Raw genomic sequence first — 18,671 nt, 5'->3', positions numbered from 1 at the left:
GCGGGCGTTTTTGCCGGCAGCGATACGTTACGCCTTTGTTTGACAGTACACGGCAAATAATGGCAGCAAATCGGGGGAAGGAGACTCGCTGGCGATGGCGCGCAGGGCGGAGAGCAACAACAGGCTGGACGATGCGGCCCGGGCGGGCTGGCTCTACTACGTGGCCGGCCGGACGCAGGACGAGATCGCGTCGATCATGGGGATTTCGCGCCAGTCGGCGCAGCGCCTCGTGTCGCTCGCCATGGCCGAACGGCTGATCAAGGTGCGGCTCGATCATCCGATCGCCGCCTGCCTCGAAGCAGCGGCGCGGCTCAAGGAGAAATACGAGTTGCGGCATGTCGATGTCGTGCCGAGCGATCCCGGATCCAATTCGACGACCGTAGGGATCGCTGAAGCCGGGGCGGCAGAAATCGAGCGCTGGCTGAAATCAACCGAGCCGGTCGTGCTTGCGATCGGCACCGGCCGGACGCTGAAGGCGACGATCGACCAATTGCCGTCGATGGATTGTCCGCAGCACCGCATCGTCTCCCTCACCGGCAATATCCGCCTCGACGGTTCGGCCGCCTATTACAACGTCATCTTCAGCATGGCCGACACCATCAATGCGCGGCATTTCCCGATGCCCTTGCCGGTGCTCGTCTCGTCGGCCGAGGAGCGCGAAGTGCTGCACAAGCAGAGCCTCGTCAGAATGGCTCTGGAGCTTGGCGCCGAGGCCGATGCCGCCTTTGTCGGGGTCGGCGAGCTCGGGCCGGATGCCCCGCTTTGTGCGGATGGGTTTCTGGCGCGCGACGAGATGGAGCGGCTGACGGCGGCGGGTGCCGCCGGCGAGATCTGCGGCTGGATGTTCGATCATCACGGTGAATTGCTCACCGGCAGCATCAACGAGCGCGTGGCCTCCGTGCCGCTGCCGCCGCGCGAGCGGGCCGCGGTGATCGGCATCGCCAAGGGCAAGCGAAAATACGGAGCCCTGGGAGCGGCTCTCAAGGGACGGATCATCAACGGCCTCATCACCGACGAGACAACTGCCGAGTACCTGCTAGGCGATTGAGTCTACTTCCGGGGAGCAGTCCGGCAGCGGCGTTTTACCGAATGGGCTGCGTCCTCCCGGCCCATCACCACAAAAAAATCCTCAACAAAAATGAACTCTTAGCGCGTTGGCTATTTGGCGGCGGCGAATGCGCATTGACTTTTTTTGCCAATGGGTGAGTAATTGCCCACGAGCAAAGCAAATGCTCAATTTCTTCTGGGAGGAAGTCGATGAATTTGAGAACTTTCCTGCTGGGCACGTGCTCGGCAGTCGCTTTGGCAGGCCTGGCCCAAGCAGAGACCCTGACCATCGCGACCGTGAATAACGGCGATATGATCCGGATGCAGAAGCTGACGGACGCGTTCACGTCGAAAAACCCGGACATTCAGCTCGAGTGGGTGACGCTCGAGGAAAACGTGCTGCGCCAGCGCGTCACGACCGACATCGCCACCAAGGGTGGCCAGTACGACATCATGACGATCGGCACCTACGAAGTGCCGATCTGGGCCAAGCAGGGCTGGCTCCTGCCGCTCGACAACCTCGGTGCCGACTACGACGTCGACGACCTCTTGCCGGCGATCCGCAGCGGTCTGACCATCGACGGCAAGCTCTATGCCGCGCCGTTCTACGGCGAGAGCTCGATGGTCATGTACCGCAAGGACCTGTTTGAGAAGGCCGGCCTCACCATGCCTGAGGCGCCGACCTGGGAGTTCATCGCGGACGCGGCGCGCAAGATCACCGACAAGAACAATGAGATCTACGGCATCTGCCTGCGCGGCAAGGCGGGCTGGGGCGAGAACATGGCCTTCCTTACGGCGACGGCCAACGCCTTCGGAGCGCGCTGGTTCGACGAGAACTGGAAGCCGCAGTTCGACCAGCCGGAGTGGAAGAACGCGCTCGACTTCTACGTCAAGCTGATGAACGATGCCGGCCCGCCCGGCGCCTCCTCCAACGGCTTCAACGAAAACCTGTCGCTGTTCCAGACCGGTAAATGCGGCATGTGGATCGACGCCACGGTGGCGGCCTCCTTCGTGACCAACCCGCACGAGTCGACGGTCGCCGACAAGGTCGGCTTTGCGCTCGCCCCGGATACCGGCCTCGGCAAGCGCGGCAACTGGCTCTGGGCCTGGAACCTTGCCGTCCCGGCGGGTTCGCAGAAGGCGGAAGCGGCGCAGAAGTTCATCGCCTGGGCAACCGGCAAGGACTATCTGAAGCTTGTCGCCGAGAAGGAAGGCTGGGCGAACGTGCCTCCCGGCACCCGCACCTCCCTCTACGAGAACCCGGAATACCAGAAGGCGGCGCCGTTTGCGAAAATGACGCTCGACTCGATCAACGCCGCCGACCCGAAGAACCCGGCAGTGAAGCCAGTGCCCTATGTCGGCGTGCAGTTCGTGGCGATCCCGGAATTCCAGGGTCTTGGCACGGCGGTCGGCCAGGTGTTCTCGGCCGCGCTCGCCGGCCAGATGAGCGTCGATCAGGCGCTCGCCAGCGCGCAGCAGCTGACCACACGCGAGATGACCAAGGCCGGCTACATTAAGTGAGGCTCCCAAGGGGCCGGGGCGCCGTTCGGAAACGGCAGGCGCCCCGGCCACCTCCAGAGCGGGACGAGGGAGGGGCGAACCCCGCCTTCACCCGCGTCCCGCTCTGTCTTTTTTGCCGATGGGCGCGCGTTCGGCAGGCACGATGCGCCTGCCTCTTCTTGGAACACCGTTGAGACCACATGGGGGACGCCATGGCGACCTTGCATACCCGCTCCGCCGCGCGGCTGATGATCGCACCGTCGGTGCTTCTGCTTCTGGCCTGGATGATTGTGCCGCTGGCGCTGACGATCTACTTCTCGCTCCTGCGCTACAATCTGCTGATGCCGGGAATGGAGGAGTTCGCAGGCCTCACCAATTACACCTATTTTCTGACCGATCCAGCCTTCTTCCAGGCGGTCTTCAACACGCTCGCAATCGTGCTCGGCGTGCTCTTCATCACCGTCGTCGGCGGCATCGCCCTGGCGCTGCTGCTCGACCAGCCGATGTTCGGGCAGGGGATCGTGCGGATCCTGGTGATCGCGCCTTTCCTGATCATGCCGACGGTCGCGGCGCTCGTCTGGAAGAACATGTTCATGAACCCGGTCAACGGGCTCTTCGCCTGGCTTGCCAAGCTCGTCGGCCTGCAGCCGTTCGATTTTCTCGCCAATGCGCCGCTCTTCTCGATCATCCTGATCGTCGCCTGGCAATGGCTGCCCTTCGCGACGCTCATTCTGCTGACGGCGCTGCAGTCGCTCGACGAGGAGCAGAAGGAGGCAGCGCAGATGGACGGCGCCGGCGCTTGGAGCCGGTTCATCTATCTCGTCCTGCCGCATCTTTCGCGCGCGATCACCGTCGTCATCCTGATCCAGACGATCTTCCTGCTTTCGGTCTTCGCCGAAATCCTCGTCACCACCAATGGCGGCCCCGGCACGCAGAGCACCAATCTCACCTTCCTGGTCTATGCCCAGGCGCTGCTGCAGTTCGACGTGGGCGGCGCGTCCGCCGGCGGCATCATCGCGGTCATTCTCGCCAATATCGTCGCATTCTTCCTGATGCGCATGATCGGCAAGACGCTGGAGGCTTGATATCATGGCACGCAATGTCTCGACCCAGCGCAAACTGGTCACCACTGCCCTGGCCTGGACGGTCGGCATCCTGATCTTCTTCCCGATCCTCTGGACCTTCCTGACGAGCTTCAAGACGGAGGCGCAGGCGATCGCCTCGCCGCCCGCCTTCCTGTTCTTCGATTGGACGACCGAGAACTATTTCGAGGTGCAGAGCCGCTCGGACTACTTCAAGCACTTCATGAACTCGGTGGTGGTCTCTTTCGGCTCGACGCTGCTCGGCCTGGTGATCGCCATTCCTTCGGCCTGGGCCATGGCCTTCGCACCGACCAAGCGAACCAAGGACGTCCTGATGTGGATGCTCTCCACCAAGATGATGCCGCCGGTCGGCGTGCTGGTGCCTATGTATCTGATCTTCCGCAACACGGGGCTGCTCGACACCCGCACCGGGCTGGTGATGGTGCTGACGCTCATCAACCTGCCGATCATCATCTGGATGCTCTACACCTATTTCAAGGAAATCCCGGGCGAGATCCTCGAAGCGGCGCGCATGGATGGCGCTTCGCTTGCCAAGGAGATCATCTATGTGCTGACGCCGATGGCGATACCGGGCATTGCCTCGACGCTGCTCCTGAACATCATCCTCGCCTGGAACGAGGCGTTCTGGACCTTGAATCTCAGTGCGGCCAAAGCGGCGCCGCTCACCGCCTTCATCGCCTCCTATTCGAGCCCTGAAGGCCTGTTCTACGCGAAGCTGTCGGCGGCCTCGACGATGGCGATCGCCCCCATCCTCATTCTCGGCTGGTTCTCGCAGAAGCAGCTTGTGCGCGGCCTCACCTTCGGCGCGGTCAAATAAGGGTCAGACTCATGGGAAGCATCACACTCAAGAACGTCTCGAAGGTCTTCGGCGCCCATGCCGTGATCCCGTCGATCGACCTCGACATCAATGACGGCGAGTTCGTTGTCTTCGTCGGCCCTTCGGGCTGCGGCAAGTCGACGCTTCTGCGGCTGATTGCCGGCCTCGAGGATGTCAGCGACGGCGCCATCGTCATCGATGGCAAGAACGCCACCGAATTGCCGCCGGCCAAGCGCGGCCTGTCGATGGTGTTCCAGTCCTACGCGCTCTATCCGCATATGAGCGTCCGCGCCAACATCGCCTTCCCTTTGAAGATGGCGGGCGAGGACAAAGCGGTGATCGACAAGAAGGTGGCCGACGCCGCCCGCGTTTTGAACCTCACCGACTATCTCGACCGCAAGCCGCGCCAGCTCTCCGGCGGCCAGCGCCAGCGCGTGGCGATCGGCCGGGCGATCGTGCGCCAGCCGGAGGCCTTCCTGTTCGACGAGCCGCTTTCGAACCTCGACGCGGCGCTGCGCGTCAACATGCGGCTCGAGATCAGCCAGCTGCACCAGCAACTGAAGACGACGATGATCTACGTGACCCACGACCAGGTGGAGGCCATGACGATGGCCGACAAGATCGTCGTCTTGAACCGCGGCCGCATCGAGCAGGTCGGCTCGCCGCTCGAGCTCTACCACCGGCCCGACAATCTTTTTGTCGCCGGCTTCATCGGCTCGCCGAAGATGAATTTCATTTCCGGCGGCCCGGCGGCCAGCCATCAGGCCCATACGATCGGTGTCCGCCCGGAGCACTTGGTGCTGTCGAAGGACCACGGCACATGGCAGGGCACGGTCGGCGTGGCCGAGCATCTCGGCTCCGATACCTTCCTGCATGTGAACGCCGACGGCATCGGCACGATGACGGCGCGCGTCAGCGGCGATTTTGCCGTCACGCATGGCGACCGGGTCTTCCTAACGCCGGACCCGCAGCGCCTGCACAGATTCGATGAAAAAGGGCTGGCAATTCGATGAAACGTCTTGAAGGAAAAAGCGTACTGATCACCGGATCGGCGCGGGGAATCGGCCGCGCCTTCGCGGAGGCCTATGTGCGCGAAGGCGCCACCGTGGCGATCGCCGATATCAATGTCGAGCGCGCAAGACAGACGGCCTCGGAGATCGGACCGGCGGCCTACGCGGTGGAGATGGATGTCACCCGGCAGGATTCGATCGATGCGGCGATCGCCACGGTCGTCCGCCAAGCCGGCGGTCTCGACATCCTGGTCAACAATGCCGCGCTGTTCGACCTTGCGCCGATCGTCGAGATCACGCGCGCAAGCTATGAGCGGCTTTTCTCGATCAACGTCGCCGGCACGCTCTTCACGCTGCAGGCGGCGGCGAAGCAGATGATCGGGCAGGGGCGGGGCGGCAAGATCATCAATATGGCAAGCCAGGCGGGGCGGCGGGGTGAGGCGCTGGTCGCGGTCTACTGCGCGACCAAGGCGGCGGTCATCAGCCTCACCCAATCCGCCGGCCTCGATCTCATCAAGCACCGCATCAATGTGAACGCCATCGCTCCGGGCGTCGTCGAGGGCGAGCATTGGGATGGTGTCGACGCGCTCTTCGCGAAGTACGAGAACCGGCCTCTCGGCGAGAAGAAGCGTCTGGTGGGCGAGGCCGTTCCCTATGGGCGCATGGGCACAGCCGAGGACTTGACCGGCATGGCAATCTTTCTCGCTTCTTCCGAAAGCGACTACGTGGTGGCGCAGACCTACAACGTCGACGGCGGCCAATGGATGAGCTGAGGCTTCGTCCAAGGACGGGTGCTCGAAAGGAACGATAGAATGACGACCAAACTCTCGCTTGCCGCACTCGACGTCATCAGGGCCAAGGCCGGCGTCCCGAACTATGACCGGCACGATCTGCGCGCCGGGATCGTCCATTTCGGCGTCGGAAACTTCCATCGCGCCCATCAGGCCGTCTACCTCGACGATCTCTTCAATCTCGGGCGCGACCACGATTGGGCGATCATCGGTGCCGGCGTCCTGCCGTCGGACGAGGTCATGCGCGCCAAGCTCGAGGCGCAGGATTTTCTGACCACGGTGGTCGAGCAGGACAACAACCGCACCGGCGCGCATGTCACCGGCGCGATGATTGCCTATCTGAAACCGGGCGATATTCCGGCCATCGTCGCGCAACTGGCCAGTCCGCACATTCGCATCGTTTCGCTGACGATCACCGAGGGCGGCTACTTCATCGACCCGGCCTCGGGCGAGTTCAACCCTGGCCACCCGGCGATCGCCGAGGACGCTCGCAACCCGGCATCGCCGAAGACGGTGTTCGGGCTCATCCTGGCCGGCCTTGCCGAGCGCAGGGCGCGCGGCGTTCCGCCTTTCACCGTCATGTCCTGCGACAATATTCCCGGCAATGGCGAAGTTACCCATGCGGCCGTGTCCGGCCTCGCCCGCCTGTCGGATCCGGCCTTCGCCGACTGGATCGATGCCAATGTCGCCTTTCCGAACGGCATGGTCGACCGGATCACGCCGGCGACGGGCCCGCGCGAGATCGGCATCGTCGCCTCTGACTACGGCATCGACGATGCCTGGCCGGTTTTTTGCGAAGAGTTCAAGCAATGGGTGCTGGAGGACAATTTCCCGCAAGGCCGCCCGGCGCTCGAAGAGGTTGGGGTGCAGTTCGTCCCGGATGTCGCACCCTATGAGCACATGAAGATCCGCATCCTCAACGGCGGCCACGCGGCAATCGCCTATCCGGCGGCGCTGCTCGACATTCATTTCGTCCACGACGCGATGGAGGAGCCGCTGATCCGCGCCTTCCTGGCGAAGCTCGAGCACGAGGAGATCATCCCGGTCATTCCGCCGGTACCGGATACGGACCTGAGGGACTATTGCAAGCTGATCGAAACACGGTTCGCCAACCCGAAGATCGGCGACACGGTAGCCCGACTGGCACAGGACGGCTCGAACCGGCAGCCGAAATTCATCCTGCCGTCGACGGCCGATCGCCTGCGGCGCGGCGAGGACGTGGTGGGCCTGTCTCTTGTCTCCGCACTCTGGTGCCGTTATTTCGCCGGCACGTCCGACAGCGGCAAGGCGATCGTCTTCAACGACGCCAACGCCGATCGTTTGCAGGCGGCAGCGCTTGCGGCGAAGGACGATCCGATGGCCTTCCTCGCGCTTTCCGATATTTTCGGCGATGTCGCCCACTCTGATCTTTTCCGCCGCCGCTTTGCCCATGCCTTGAAAACACTTTGGGAAAAGGGTACGCGCGCCACGCTGCAACTTTATCTGGACGATAAACTCGGAGAATAGCGCGATGGCGGGGCACGCCTCCAGACTGGTCATCTTCGACTGCGACGGCGTGCTTGTGGACAGCGAACCGATCTCGCTCAGCGTGCTGGTGGATTCATTGGCGGCCGCCGGCGTTTCGATGTCAACGGAGGAGGCGAGCGAGCGCTTCCTAGGCCGCAGCCTCCAGAGCATGTCGGCAATCCTTCATGACGACTACGGCCTTGCGACCGACCACGCATTTCTCGAAGCGATGCGGACGCGGCTCTATGCGCGTTTCCGCCAGGAGTTGAAGCCGATTCCCGGCATACGTGAGGCCGTCGAGCAGCTGGACGCGGCCTGCTGCGTCGCCTCTTCAAGCCAGCCGGAGCGCATTCGTCTGTCGCTGAGCGTGACCGGCCTTGCCGACCTTTTCGAGCCGCATATCTTCAGCGCCACCATGGTGACGCACGGCAAGCCGGCGCCGGACCTGTTCCTGCATGCGAGTGCTGAAATGGGCTACGCGCCGGCCGATTGCATCGTCGTCGAGGACAGTGCGGCTGGCATCGAGGCGGCCAAGGCGGCGGGCATGCGGGTCTTTGCGTTTGCGGGCGCCAGCCACGCCCGCAGCGAGCGGCATCGGCAGCTGCTCGCCGGTCTCGGGCCGGACCTCCTGTTTGACGACATGGGCGAATTGGTACAGTTTGTCCGTCAATAGGCAGGGCAGGGTGGAGCGGCCCGGCGCGCTCTTCAGGCACACTGAAAATCCATCATCATCTCGGGACGGGGTCATCCATTGATGCGCGAATATGTCGTGGCGGTCGATATAGGAACCGGCAGTGCGCGCGCTGGCATCTTCGACAGGAAGGGTGCGCTTCTTGCGCGTGCCGACCGGGCCATTGCCATGAACCGGCCCGAGGAGAACCATGCCGAGCACGATTCCGAGGATATCTGGGCGGCCGTCTGCGAAGCGGTGCGGGCGGCGCGCGAAAGGGCGGGTATAGGCGCCGAGAGCGTTGCGGCAATCGGCTTCGATGCCACCTGCTCGCTGGTGGTCCGCGACCGTGACGGCGCGCCGCTTTCGGTCAATCGGCGGGGCGAGCCACGCTGGGACACGATCGTCTGGCTCGACCACCGGGCGCTTGCGGAGGCGGATTTCTGTACGGCGACCAGGCATCCGGTGCTCGATCATTCGGGCCGGGTGATGTCGCCGGAAATGGAGATGCCGAAGCTGATGTGGCTGAAGAAAAATCTGCCGCATCAATGGGAGAGGGCAGGCTATTTCTTCGACCTGGCGGATTATATGTCCTGGCGGGCAACGGGAAACACGGCGCGGTCGCGCTGCACGCTCACGGCTAAATGGAACTATCTCGCGCACAAGGAACGCGGCTGGCAGCAGGACTATCTCGAGCGGATCGGTCTCGAAGACCTTCTGACGCGCGGCGGCCTGCCCGAGGAGACGCTGCCGGTGGAGCGCGCCGTGGGGAAACTGACGCCGACCGCGACCGCCGACCTCGGCCTCGATACCGAATGCCGGGTCGCGCCGGGCTTAATCGACGCCTATGCCGGCGCGCTCGGTGTGCTCGGAGGATTCGCCGGCGATACGGCGAAGCTCGAGCGCCAGCTGGCGCTGATCGCCGGCACGTCTAGCTGCATCGTCGCCTTCTCGAAGGAGATGAAGCCGGGTTACGGCATGTGGGGGCCCTATTTCGAGGCGGTGCTGCCCGGCCTCTGGCTTATCGAGGGCGGCCAATCGGCGACGGGCGCGCTGCTCGACCATGTCGTCCGGCTGCATGGCGGCGGGCTGGAGCCGACGACCGAAACCCACAAGAAGATCATCGAGCGCGTCCAGGAACTGCGCGCCGAGCATGGCCACGGCTTCGCCGACCGGCTGCACGTTCTTCCTGATTTCCACGGCAATCGCTCGCCGCTTGCCGATCCGCATGCGCTCGGCGTGATTAGCGGCTTGGCGCTCGATTGCTCTTTCGACGCGCTTTGCCGCCTCTATTGGCGGACCTGCGTCGCCATCGCGCTCGGCATCCGCCACATTCTCGAGATGATGAAGGAGGCGGGCTACGACCTCGATACGCTGCACGTCACCGGCGGCCACGTGCGCAATCCGCTACTGATGGAGCTTTACTCCGACGCGACCGGCTGCCGGGTGGTCGTGCCCGACGCGCCGGATGCCGTTCTGCTCGGGACGGCCATGGCCGCGGCCGTGGCCGGCAACCTCTATCCCGACCTTGCGCATGCGGGGGATGCCATGGCCTCGGGCGGACAGGAGAGGCGTCCGAATCCGGCCCTGCAGGATTTCTACGACCGCGACTATCGCCGCTTGCTGGCGCTCTATCGCCACCGCGCCGAACTGGAATCGATCGAATAGCTGAATCTTCGCTTATCGCGGAACCTTTTTCTCGCTCGCGGATTATTGCGTATAGCCGAGCGGTGACGCACATCGCCCCCAATGTGACGTCGGAGGCATACCGCCGGTTGCCAACTCACATCCCCCTCAGTGAGTTGCATAACCTCAGCCAGTGCCCTTCCCTCGGCACTGGCTGTTTTGCTTCTGAATTCCGGATTTCCAAATGAGCCCTGCCTCGTGTGACGCCGCCCAGGTACGCGGACGCCCTGCCGAAGTTTGCTCCGGCAGGGCGTCTGTTTCAGCGAGGAATTGACCCTAAGCGGCAGCCTTGGTCGATTCATTGAAGAACAGTGCCTGGCTGATCAGCGCCTTGACCATTTCGGGGTTGAAAGGCTTCGTCACAAGAAATGTCGGTTCGGGCCTTTCGCCGGTCAGCAGCCGCTCAGGGAAAGCGGTAATGAAAATCACCGGCACGGCACTGGTCTTGAGGATTTCGTTGACCGCATCGATGCCGGAACTGCCGTCGGCGAGCTGGATATCGGCGAGCACCATTCCCGGTTCGGCCGTCTTGAAGAGAGCGATGGCTTCGTCCTTGGTCCGCGCGATGCCTGTCACCCGATGGCCGAGACTTTCGACCATCTGCTCGATATCAATGGCGATCAGCGGCTCGTCCTCGATTATCATGATGTCGGTCGCCACCTGGCGCGAAATCTCCTGCGAGGCGCGGTCGAGCAGCGAGGTGAGCTTGGCGGTGTCGACGTCGAGAACTTCCGCGGCCTCCTGGGGCGTAAAGCCCTCGACCGAGACGAGCAGGAACGCCTGGCGGGCGACCGGCGACACGGCCCCAAGATTGACGGAGGCGCGCTGCTCCCAGGCAAACGGCGAGACGGGTTCCGGGACGAGCACCGACGAGGAGCCGAAGAGCGAGGTGAAGAGGCGAAACAGCGCGACTCTGTCGCTGCTGGCCTCGGGGAAAATGGAAGTGTCGGCGATCAGCGCTTCGAGCACCGCTGCGACATAGGCGTCCCCGGATGTCTGAGATCCGGTCAAAGCGCGCGAATAGCGGCGCAGATAGGGAAGAAATGGCGCGATGCGGGTGGACAATGTCATGCAGGACTCCCTCAATCCGTGTCTTTTGATCTTTGTTCCGCTGCGGAAACGTGCCGAGGAAAAAAAGGTTCCGGAGTGGAACATTTCATTTTTTCGTCGCGTTATGGGGCAGGCGAAGTTTCTAGGGCGGCAGTCATACGATGAGATATAATTCAGGGGCAGGGCGGACGGTGAGCATGCGTCCGAAGTCTGACGATCCGAATGCGCAGATCGCGGCGAAGCTCAAAGCGCTTTATCTTTCGGTACAGGAGGAGGGAATTCCGGCTCGCTTCCTCGACCTTCTGGAAAAACTTGAGGCCGTGGAACAACGATCCATGCTGGATGGCAAGGAGTGAGCGCCGGAATGTCGGAAAATCAAGAGTTCAAGCGTGAGATGCTTGCGGCGCTGCCGAGCCTCCGCGCTTTCGCCATGTCGTTGATCGGCCGCCACGACCGGGCCGACGATCTCGTGCAGGACACCATCATGAAGGCTTGGGCCAAGCAGGACCACTTCGAGATGGGCACCAACATGAAAGCCTGGCTCTTCACCATCCTGCGCAACGAACTCTATAGCCAGATGCGCAAGCGCGGCCGTGAGATCCAGGATAGCGACGGTCATTTCACGGAAACGCTGGCGCACCATCCGGAGCAATACGGATCGCTCGACCTGCAGGATTTCCGCCGCGCCCTCGACCAATTGCCGCCGGACCAGCGCGAGGCGATCATTCTCGTCGGCGCTTCTGGCTTCTCTTACGAAGAGGCCGCGACGATATGCGGTTGCGCGCTCGGCACGATCAAGAGCCGCGTCAACCGTGCACGCCAGCGCCTCCAGGAGATCCTCCAGATCAAGGGCGAGAACGACTATGGGCCGGACGAGACCTCGGCGCCCATTACTTCGCGTGCCTTCGTGTCCTGACAGACCCTCATCGCCCTCGGCACTTCCTTCCTTATTTCTGCTTTGCTATGCGCGTTTACTCGAAGCAAGGATTGCGGCAGCCTCTGGAATTGTCGCATAATTCCCAATCGGTCTTGCCGGCGGGAGCGGGATTGGAGTTCGGGCCGAATGCACGAGAGGGCAGACGCAATGCTTCCCGCAGTGGCTGACACGCTTGGTTCGCGCGAGCGGCTCAGTGTCCTGCATGCGGCCGCACCGGACATGACGGTCGCCGACAGCGACTTCGAACCGCTGGCCAGGCTCGCCGCCAGTCTGTTCGACGCGCCGATCGCCCTTGTCACGCTCGTCGATCACGAATGGGAATGGTTTAAGGCGGCTGTCGGGACGACGGAAACTCGGGCGCGCACCGAGGAGTCCTTCTGCGCCCATGCGATCGGCGACCGTGGCCCGTTTCTCGTGCTCGACGCGTCGGCCCACCCGGTTTTGCGGCACAATCGAAAGGTCGCGCAAGCACCTTTCTTGCGTTTCTATGCAGGCGCTCCGATCGTTCTCGGAGGGCAGGCGGTGGGCACCGTCTGCGTGCTGGATGGAACACCCCGCGCCGAAATCGCGGCGAAACAGCTCGATGCGTTGCAGGAAATCGCCGACGCGGCTGCGTCGCTCCTCAAGTTGAAGGACGAGGCGCGTCGGCGTGCGCTGAAGGAGGCCGCGCTATCGCGCGAAGAACAGCGGCTCGCCATGGCGCTCGACGCCGCCAATGTCGGCAGCTGGCTCTGGGATATCCGCTCCGGAACCGTGGCGGGCAACGGTGCGATGATGCGCATGTTCGGCCTGCCGCCGGAACGGACCCTGACCGCCAAGGCGGTCTTCGGCGCGATCCATCCGGACGACCGAGGTGCAACCTTCTCGAAGCTCAGGCAGGCGATGGCTGCCAACGAGGAATATGACGGCATGTTCCGGATTCGGGCGAACGGGCGCTGGCTGCTCGGCCGAGGCCGGGTGCACGATCGCGACAGCAGAGGTATGGCGCTGACCTTTCTCGGCATGACCATCGACGTCTCCGAACAGCAGGCGTCCGTGCAGCGGACGAGGCTGCTGCTGAAGGAATTGAACCACCGGGTCAAGAACACGCTGGCAATGCTGCAATCACTGGCGCGCCAGACCCTTCGTCAGACGAGTGACCCGGCCGAGTTCATGACCGCCTTCGCGGGCCGGCTACAGGCGATCTCCGAGGCGCATGGGCTGCTTTCGGACTACGAATGGGGGACGATCCGCCTTGCGGAGCTGATTTCCAAGCAGCTGAAACCCTATGTCAGCGACTATGCCGAGCAGGTGGAGATCCACAAGGACGAAGTCCTGCTCGGACCGGACCAGGCGGTTGGTCTCGGCCTGGTGCTGCACGAGCTGGCGACCAATGCCGTGAAATACGGGTCGCTCTCCGTACCAAAAGGCAAGATCGTGCTGACGGCGCGCAGCGTCGTCGAGGAAGGCAGTGCCGTGCTGCATTTGACCTGGACGGAAGTCGGCGGACCGCCGGTCCGGGAACCGCGCCGGCGCGGCTTCGGCTCGCTGCTGATCGAGCGGAGCCTCGACAAGATTATCGGCAGTTCCGTAAAGGTCGAGTATCTGCCGGCCGGCGTTACCGCGCTGATCCGCCTGCCGCTCTGAGATAACCGTTGGGCGCGCCGGAAATCAACGGCGGTCGCTGCGCCGCCGCCCTTTGCCGAGCCCAAGCAGGAGTCCTACGGCGATCGCCGTACCGACGCCGATCAGCGGCTGCTTACGCAGGATGCTGGTCGCCGCGGCAAGTGCCAGGTTCGTCTGAAGCAAGGAGCGGCGACGCCGTTCGTCGACGAGACGCCGGTCGCGTGCGTTTCGTACAGCCATGAGCGCGACAATGATCAGGGCGACTGCCAGAAGCGCCACGGCGATCGCTACAGAGGCGATGATTGGCGAATAATACTCGGCGAGAACGAGTGCGATCGCCACGAGGGCGAAAACATAGGCGGTGACGAGAAGCACCGCGACGATCCCCCATAGAGCCGCATTGCGCTTGAAGCGCGAGGCCGCGGCACCGAAATCGACTGCAAGCAAGGCGGTGAGAACGGCGCCTAGGGACTGCATGCCATTGTCTCCCCTTCACAACACGCCGAAAGCGCCGAAGCCCGCTAGCGGCGCAGAAGGGCTGCAGCGATCAGGCCGATTGCCGCTGCGGCGCCGAGCGTGGCGAGCGGATGTTCGCGCACCGCGCGGCGGACCTGTTTTTCCGTGTCCGCATAGCGGCCGCGCAGATCCGACAGCAGCTCCTCACCGCTCTCCAGCAGGTCCTGCAACTCCGATTCGGCTTGCTTGCGGGTGCTGCGCGCTTTAGCTTTGGCTTCTCGCGAGGCCGCCTCACCCCGATCGGCGATCAGCGCCATCAGTTGCGCAACGTCTTCCCGAAGATCATGAAGCTGGTCCTCGATCGATGCATCGACCGCACCGCCGTTGCGCTTCCTGCTGCCTGAACCTGAAAAGAGACCCGTGGCCATCCTGTCGCTCCCTTCGCTTCGCTGCGATGCCGGCTGAAGGCCGGCGCATTCTCGGCGGCGCACCGGACGTGGCACGCCGGGGATCAACGCATGAGGGAGGAATTTGTTTCGATAAATCTTGACGTTGCTCTCAGCGCCGAGGTCAAAGCGATGCCGTTTGCGGCAGAACGAAGGGGACATCGCGTGCCGGCGCGATGCCGACCCGCATCCGGCATCCGAAGACCGCTTCCATGGTCTCGTCGGTGAGGACCTCCTTCGGGGTGCCGAGGGCGCGGATGCGGCCGGCCTTCATCATCACCATCTGGTCGGCAAACATTGCGGTCAGGTTGAGGTCGTGCATCACCGCGATGACGCCGCCGCCGCCTTCGCAGAATTGGCGCGCCAGCTGCATGATGGTCAGCTGGTGGCGGATGTCGAGGCTCGAGACCGGCTCGTCGAGCAGGAGGTAACGAGGCTCGCCGTCGCCGACCGGCGCGGCGATCTGGCAAAGCACGCGGGCAAGCTGGACGCGCTGCTGCTCGCCGCCCGAAAGCTCCTCGTAAAGGCGGCCGGAAAAGCCGGCGAGGTCGACGGCTTCCAGCGCCTCATCGACGGTGCGGCCACTGCCGGCGATATCGGCACCGCCGGTTGACAGACCCAGACCAACGATCTCCCGGACCGTGAACGGAAAGGAGATGACCGTCGATTGCGGCAAGACGCCTCTTTTCAGGGCGAGTTCAAAGGGCTTCAGCCGGGCGATGTCATGATTGTTTATGGTCACCTTGCCCTTGGACAGGTGCAGCTCGCCGGAGATCGCCTTCAAGGTCGTCGTCTTGCCGGAGCCGTTCGGACCGACGATCGCCGTCATTCTCCCCGGAACGGCTTCGAACGAGACGCCGTGGAGCACGGGCCGGCCGGCGAGGCGGGCGGAGAGATCGGAGGCGCGGATCATCTTAGGTCAAAGTCCCATGTTCGAGCGCCCGCGGAGCAGAACCCACAGGAAGAACGGCGCCCCGACGAAGGCGGTGATGATGCCGATCGGCAGTTCGGCGGGGGAAACGATGGTGCGGGCCAGCATGTCGGCGAAGATCAGCATGGTGCCGCCGAGCAGCGCCGAAGCTGGCAGAAGGTAGCGGTGATCCGGGCCGATGACGAGCCGCAGCAGATGCGGCACGACGATGCCGACAAAGCCGATACCGCCGCTGACCGCCACAGATGCGCCGGTCGCCGCGGCGACGCTCAAAATGGCGATGTTCTTGAGGCGCTGCACTGGCACGCCCATGTGGAAGGCGGCCGCCTCGCCGAGGGTGATCGCGTTGAGGCCTCTCGCCAGGAAGGGGACGACACAGAGCGACAGGAGGATGATTGGCCCGGCGGTAAGGATTTTCGTCCAATTGGCGCCGGCCAGCGAACCAAGCCCCCAGAAGGTGAGATCGCGGAGCTGCTTGTCGTCGGCGACGAAGACGAGCACGCCCGTTACCGCGCTGGCGAGTGCGCCGAGCGCAATCCCGGCAAGCAGCATCGTCGCCACGGAGGTCTGACCGCTGCGTGTGGCGATGCGATAGAGGAGCATGGTCGTCGCAAGGCCGCCGCAAAAGGCGCCAAGCGGCAGCGCATAGAAGCCGAAGAGCGCAAAGACCGGCCCGAAGGTGGTGCTGCCGAGGACGATAAGCAGGACGGCGCCGAGGCTCGCCCCGGACGACACGCCGACCAGACCGGGGTCGGCCAGTGGATTGCGGAACAGTCCCTGCATGACGACGCCGGAAACGGCGAGCGCGGCGCCGACCAGCATGCCGAGCACGGCGCGCGGCAGGCGGATATCGAGGATGATGATGCGATCGCGCATGCTCAGGGCCTGGTCGCCGGACGCGCCACCGGCGAGCCATCGCAGGACATTGCCAAGCGAAGCGTCGGCGGCTCCCGTCATGATCGAGGTCGCGAAGGTCGCGGCGGCAAGCGCTGCGAGGGCGGCAATAAGTGTGCGCGCCAGACCGGAACGGTCGCCCTTCCGCCACGCATGCACGATCCTTGCAGCCAAGGCAGGCCCCCGCGCGCCGTCCATCGCCTCACTGCGAGGCATTGGTCTTCTTTCCATAGATTGCGGTGTTCAGTTCCCGGATCGCGCTTGCGGTGCGCGGGCCGAAACCGAGCAGATGCAAGCCATCCATGCGGACCAGTGCCTTGCTTTTCGCCGCCGGCGTCAGGCTGAGGGCGGGAAGGGCGAAGAGTTGGTCGGCACTCATCCCATGGGCGCCGCCCCGATCCATCATCAGAATGACGTCCGGCTTCGCCTCGACGATCGCCTCGTCGGTCAGCGGCTTGTAGCCGGGGAACTTCCCGGCGGCATTGACGGCGCCGGCAAGCTCGATGATGCCGCTTGCGGCCGTGCCGGTGCCCGACGCCATGATCTTGCCGTCCTGGGTGCTGAGGATGAAGAGAACCCGCTTGCGCTCGCTTTCCGGGCGTGCGGCGCTGTCGGCGAGTGCGTCGTCCAGATCCTGCTCGACGGATTTCACGAGCGCTTCGGCCTTGTCAGGCACGCCGAGAAAGGCGCCGACGGCGCGTATCTTGGCAAGGATGCCCGCCTTGTCATAGGTCTCGCCAATCGTCGTGAAGGGAATGTTCGCCTGCTTCAGCACGGCAAGCGCCTCGGGCGGGCCGCTGCCTTCGATGGCGACGATCGCCGCCGGGTTGACGGCGATGATGCCCTCTGGCGCCAACTGCCGCATATAGCCGACATTGGGGAGCTTCGCCGCCGCCTCGGGATAGGTGCTGGTCGAGTCGCGGCCGACGAGCCGGTTTTCTTCCCCGAGTGCATAGATGATCTCGGTGACCGCGCCGCCGATGGAAACGATCCGAGACGCGTCCGGCTTCCCGACCGTCTCGGCCATTGCGGGGCGCACGAGGGACGAGGAAACGGGCGCGAGCGCCGGCAGCAGAAAGGGCGTCGAGAGCGCGAAGGCGGCGAGCGCCCATTCCCAGCGGCGCAGGCGACGGAAGTCGAAGCGGTTCATCCCCTGTCTCCTCAGGCTGCGGCGATGCTGTCGAGGCGCGGCAGGCTCTCGACCAGGCTGCGCCACTCGGGTCTCTCGGCAAAGCCCTCCTTCCGCTGGCCGAAGAACTGAATGACCATCTCGCCCTTGGCATCGAGGGCTTCGAGCGAGGTCACATGGCCGTCCGAAGTCGGCTTGCGCACCGCCCAAAGCTCGGCAATGTGATCCGCGCGCAAATGCAGGTGGAAGGTCGGGTCCATGACGTTGAGCCACGGGCCCATGGAGGCGATATTCTTGACCGGGCCGGAGTGGATCTGGATGACGCCGCGATTGCCGACGAAGCACATGATGGGCAGCTCGGTCTCGGCACTGCCCCGCATCATCGTCTCGATGCCCCGCGCGTCGAGCTGCCAGGCCAGATCGTCGCCGACCGCATGCAAGGCTTGGCGCCGGCCGATTTTCAGATTGCGCAACATTCCGTGGAACTGATGGGTGTCGGTCAGCTTCGTCCAGTGCTCACGCAGCGCCTGCGTATCCACGGTGCCGGTCGCGTTGTCGCTCGCCGTTGCAGCGGATTCGGCAACAAATTGCTGCGACTGATCTTCGAGGCGGAAGTCCGCGACGATCCTGTCATAGGCTTCAAGATCAGACGTCGGGCGCAGGTGAACCTTGTGAACCGCATTCCCCCATTTGTCGAAGAACTGCAGGCTGCGGCGGATCTCGCCCTTGGCATCGGTCTTCGTGACGGCGAAGCCGTGCGCCCAGGCGGACGGGAAGACCCGCAGATCGATTTCCGATCCGAGAACCAGGCTCGCAGACGGACCTGTCTTGACGTTCTCGTAGATGCCGATTTTCTCGTGGACAGCGGATTCGTTGCGGGTGAGCGCCATGACCTCGCCCAGCTCCCTGGCGCGGCCCAGGAAACGATTGGCGTCGGCATCGATGCGGCTTGCCGTCAGGCCGCATTCCGCGGCGACGAGGGCGGCTTCGGAAATGCCGAGCTGGGCGGCTATGTCGCGCTCGCGCATCGTCGGGTTCGCCGCGCGGTAGGCGCGAATCTCGGAGGGAGTGGGGCGCGTGCTGTCGATCATCG

At 63.9% G+C, this 18,671-nt stretch carries 19 protein-coding genes; 12 read left to right on the top strand and 7 right to left on the bottom strand.

The window, feature by feature from the left end:
- Positions 1 to 94: 94 nt before the first annotated feature.
- The 9 genes from SS05631_RS12150 to SS05631_RS12110 all read left to right on the top strand — a co-directional run bounded on the left by SS05631_RS12150 (position 95) and on the right by SS05631_RS12110 (position 10,112).
- On the top strand, positions 95 to 1,048 hold the full coding sequence (locus tag SS05631_RS12150; RefSeq protein WP_037414642.1) for a sugar-binding transcriptional regulator: 954 nt from the start codon (positions 95 to 97) through the stop codon (positions 1,046 to 1,048).
- Positions 1,049 to 1,257: 209 nt separating this feature from the next.
- On the top strand, positions 1,258 to 2,568 hold the full coding sequence (locus SS05631_RS12145; protein ID WP_037414644.1) for a sugar ABC transporter substrate-binding protein: 1,311 nt from the start codon (positions 1,258 to 1,260) through the stop codon (positions 2,566 to 2,568).
- Between the two features lie 191 nt (positions 2,569 to 2,759).
- Positions 2,760 to 3,632 (top strand): sugar ABC transporter permease, encoded by an 873-nt coding sequence (locus tag SS05631_RS12140; protein WP_037414697.1) that lies wholly within the window; start codon positions 2,760 to 2,762, stop codon positions 3,630 to 3,632.
- A gap of 4 nt (positions 3,633 to 3,636) precedes the next feature.
- A complete protein-coding gene (locus SS05631_RS12135) occupies positions 3,637 to 4,467 on the top strand; it encodes a carbohydrate ABC transporter permease (RefSeq protein WP_037414645.1) in 831 nt (276 codons plus the stop codon).
- 11 nt (positions 4,468 to 4,478) lie between these two features.
- Positions 4,479 to 5,480 (top strand): ABC transporter ATP-binding protein, encoded by a 1,002-nt coding sequence (locus tag SS05631_RS12130; RefSeq protein ID WP_037414647.1) that lies wholly within the window; start codon positions 4,479 to 4,481, stop codon positions 5,478 to 5,480.
- The gene (locus SS05631_RS12125; protein ID WP_037414652.1) at positions 5,477 to 6,250 is read left to right on the top strand and encodes an L-iditol 2-dehydrogenase; all 774 of its coding nucleotides are present in this window, start codon (positions 5,477 to 5,479) and stop codon (positions 6,248 to 6,250) included. The genes SS05631_RS12130 and SS05631_RS12125 overlap by 4 nt, the downstream gene beginning before the upstream one ends.
- A gap of 39 nt (positions 6,251 to 6,289) precedes the next feature.
- Entirely contained in the window at positions 6,290 to 7,774 is a 1,485-nt protein-coding gene (locus tag SS05631_RS12120; protein ID WP_037414653.1) for a mannitol dehydrogenase family protein, read from the top strand.
- 4 nt (positions 7,775 to 7,778) lie between these two features.
- Positions 7,779 to 8,447 carry an HAD family hydrolase gene (locus SS05631_RS12115; RefSeq protein WP_037414654.1) on the top strand — a complete coding sequence of 223 codons (669 nt, stop codon included), beginning with the start codon at positions 7,779 to 7,781 and terminating at the stop codon, positions 8,445 to 8,447.
- 81 nt (positions 8,448 to 8,528) lie between these two features.
- Entirely contained in the window at positions 8,529 to 10,112 is a 1,584-nt protein-coding gene (locus tag SS05631_RS12110) for an FGGY-family carbohydrate kinase (RefSeq protein ID WP_037414657.1), read from the top strand.
- A 294-nt stretch (positions 10,113 to 10,406) separates the two neighbouring features.
- On the opposite strand, the gene SS05631_RS12105 is transcribed toward SS05631_RS12110, so the two are convergent.
- Positions 10,407 to 11,201: a response regulator gene (locus SS05631_RS12105; RefSeq protein ID WP_037414659.1), complete on the bottom strand. Its 795-nt coding sequence runs from the start codon at positions 11,199 to 11,201 to the stop codon at positions 10,407 to 10,409.
- A 176-nt stretch (positions 11,202 to 11,377) separates the two neighbouring features.
- Here SS05631_RS12105 and rsiA1 point away from each other — a divergent pair, with 176 nt between their 5' ends.
- The 3 genes from rsiA1 to SS05631_RS12090 all read left to right on the top strand — a co-directional run bounded on the left by rsiA1 (position 11,378) and on the right by SS05631_RS12090 (position 13,743).
- Positions 11,378 to 11,536 carry a NepR family anti-sigma factor gene (gene rsiA1 / locus SS05631_RS12100; protein WP_234819725.1) on the top strand — a complete coding sequence of 53 codons (159 nt, stop codon included), beginning with the start codon at positions 11,378 to 11,380 and terminating at the stop codon, positions 11,534 to 11,536.
- A gap of 8 nt (positions 11,537 to 11,544) precedes the next feature.
- A complete protein-coding gene (locus tag SS05631_RS12095) occupies positions 11,545 to 12,096 on the top strand; it encodes an RNA polymerase sigma factor (RefSeq protein WP_037387615.1) in 552 nt (183 codons plus the stop codon).
- A gap of 147 nt (positions 12,097 to 12,243) precedes the next feature.
- Complete coding sequence (locus SS05631_RS12090) at positions 12,244 to 13,743, top strand: HWE histidine kinase domain-containing protein (protein ID WP_037414663.1); 1,500 nt, start codon at positions 12,244 to 12,246, stop codon at positions 13,741 to 13,743.
- A 24-nt stretch (positions 13,744 to 13,767) separates the two neighbouring features.
- Here the strand turns inward: SS05631_RS12090 and SS05631_RS12085 are convergent, their stop codons facing one another.
- The 6 genes from SS05631_RS12085 to SS05631_RS12060 form a co-directional block, all read right to left on the bottom strand.
- Complete coding sequence (locus SS05631_RS12085; RefSeq protein ID WP_037414665.1) at positions 13,768 to 14,199, bottom strand: hypothetical protein; 432 nt, start codon at positions 14,197 to 14,199, stop codon at positions 13,768 to 13,770.
- A gap of 44 nt (positions 14,200 to 14,243) precedes the next feature.
- Positions 14,244 to 14,606, bottom strand: coding sequence for a DUF883 family protein (locus tag SS05631_RS12080; RefSeq protein ID WP_037414666.1), 363 nt, complete (start codon positions 14,604 to 14,606; stop codon positions 14,244 to 14,246).
- A 142-nt stretch (positions 14,607 to 14,748) separates the two neighbouring features.
- Complete coding sequence (locus SS05631_RS12075; RefSeq protein WP_037414675.1) at positions 14,749 to 15,537, bottom strand: heme ABC transporter ATP-binding protein; 789 nt, start codon at positions 15,535 to 15,537, stop codon at positions 14,749 to 14,751.
- Positions 15,538 to 15,543: 6 nt separating this feature from the next.
- The gene (locus SS05631_RS12070; RefSeq protein WP_037414677.1) at positions 15,544 to 16,665 is read right to left on the bottom strand and encodes an iron ABC transporter permease; all 1,122 of its coding nucleotides are present in this window, start codon (positions 16,663 to 16,665) and stop codon (positions 15,544 to 15,546) included.
- Complete coding sequence (locus tag SS05631_RS12065) at positions 16,652 to 17,599, bottom strand: hemin ABC transporter substrate-binding protein (RefSeq protein ID WP_037414679.1); 948 nt, start codon at positions 17,597 to 17,599, stop codon at positions 16,652 to 16,654. Before SS05631_RS12065 ends, SS05631_RS12070 begins: the two co-directional genes overlap by 14 nt.
- Positions 17,600 to 17,610: 11 nt before the next feature.
- Positions 17,611 to 18,669: a hemin-degrading factor gene (locus SS05631_RS12060; RefSeq protein ID WP_037414682.1), complete on the bottom strand. Its 1,059-nt coding sequence runs from the start codon at positions 18,667 to 18,669 to the stop codon at positions 17,611 to 17,613.
- Positions 18,670 to 18,671: the final 2 nt, after the last annotated feature.

Source organism: Sinorhizobium sp. CCBAU 05631, from assembly GCF_002288505.1.
GTDB lineage: Bacteria > Pseudomonadota > Alphaproteobacteria > Rhizobiales > Rhizobiaceae > Sinorhizobium > Sinorhizobium fredii_C.
Note: the sequence above shows the minus strand (reverse complement) of the source record. Positions and strands in the feature narration are given on the sequence as shown.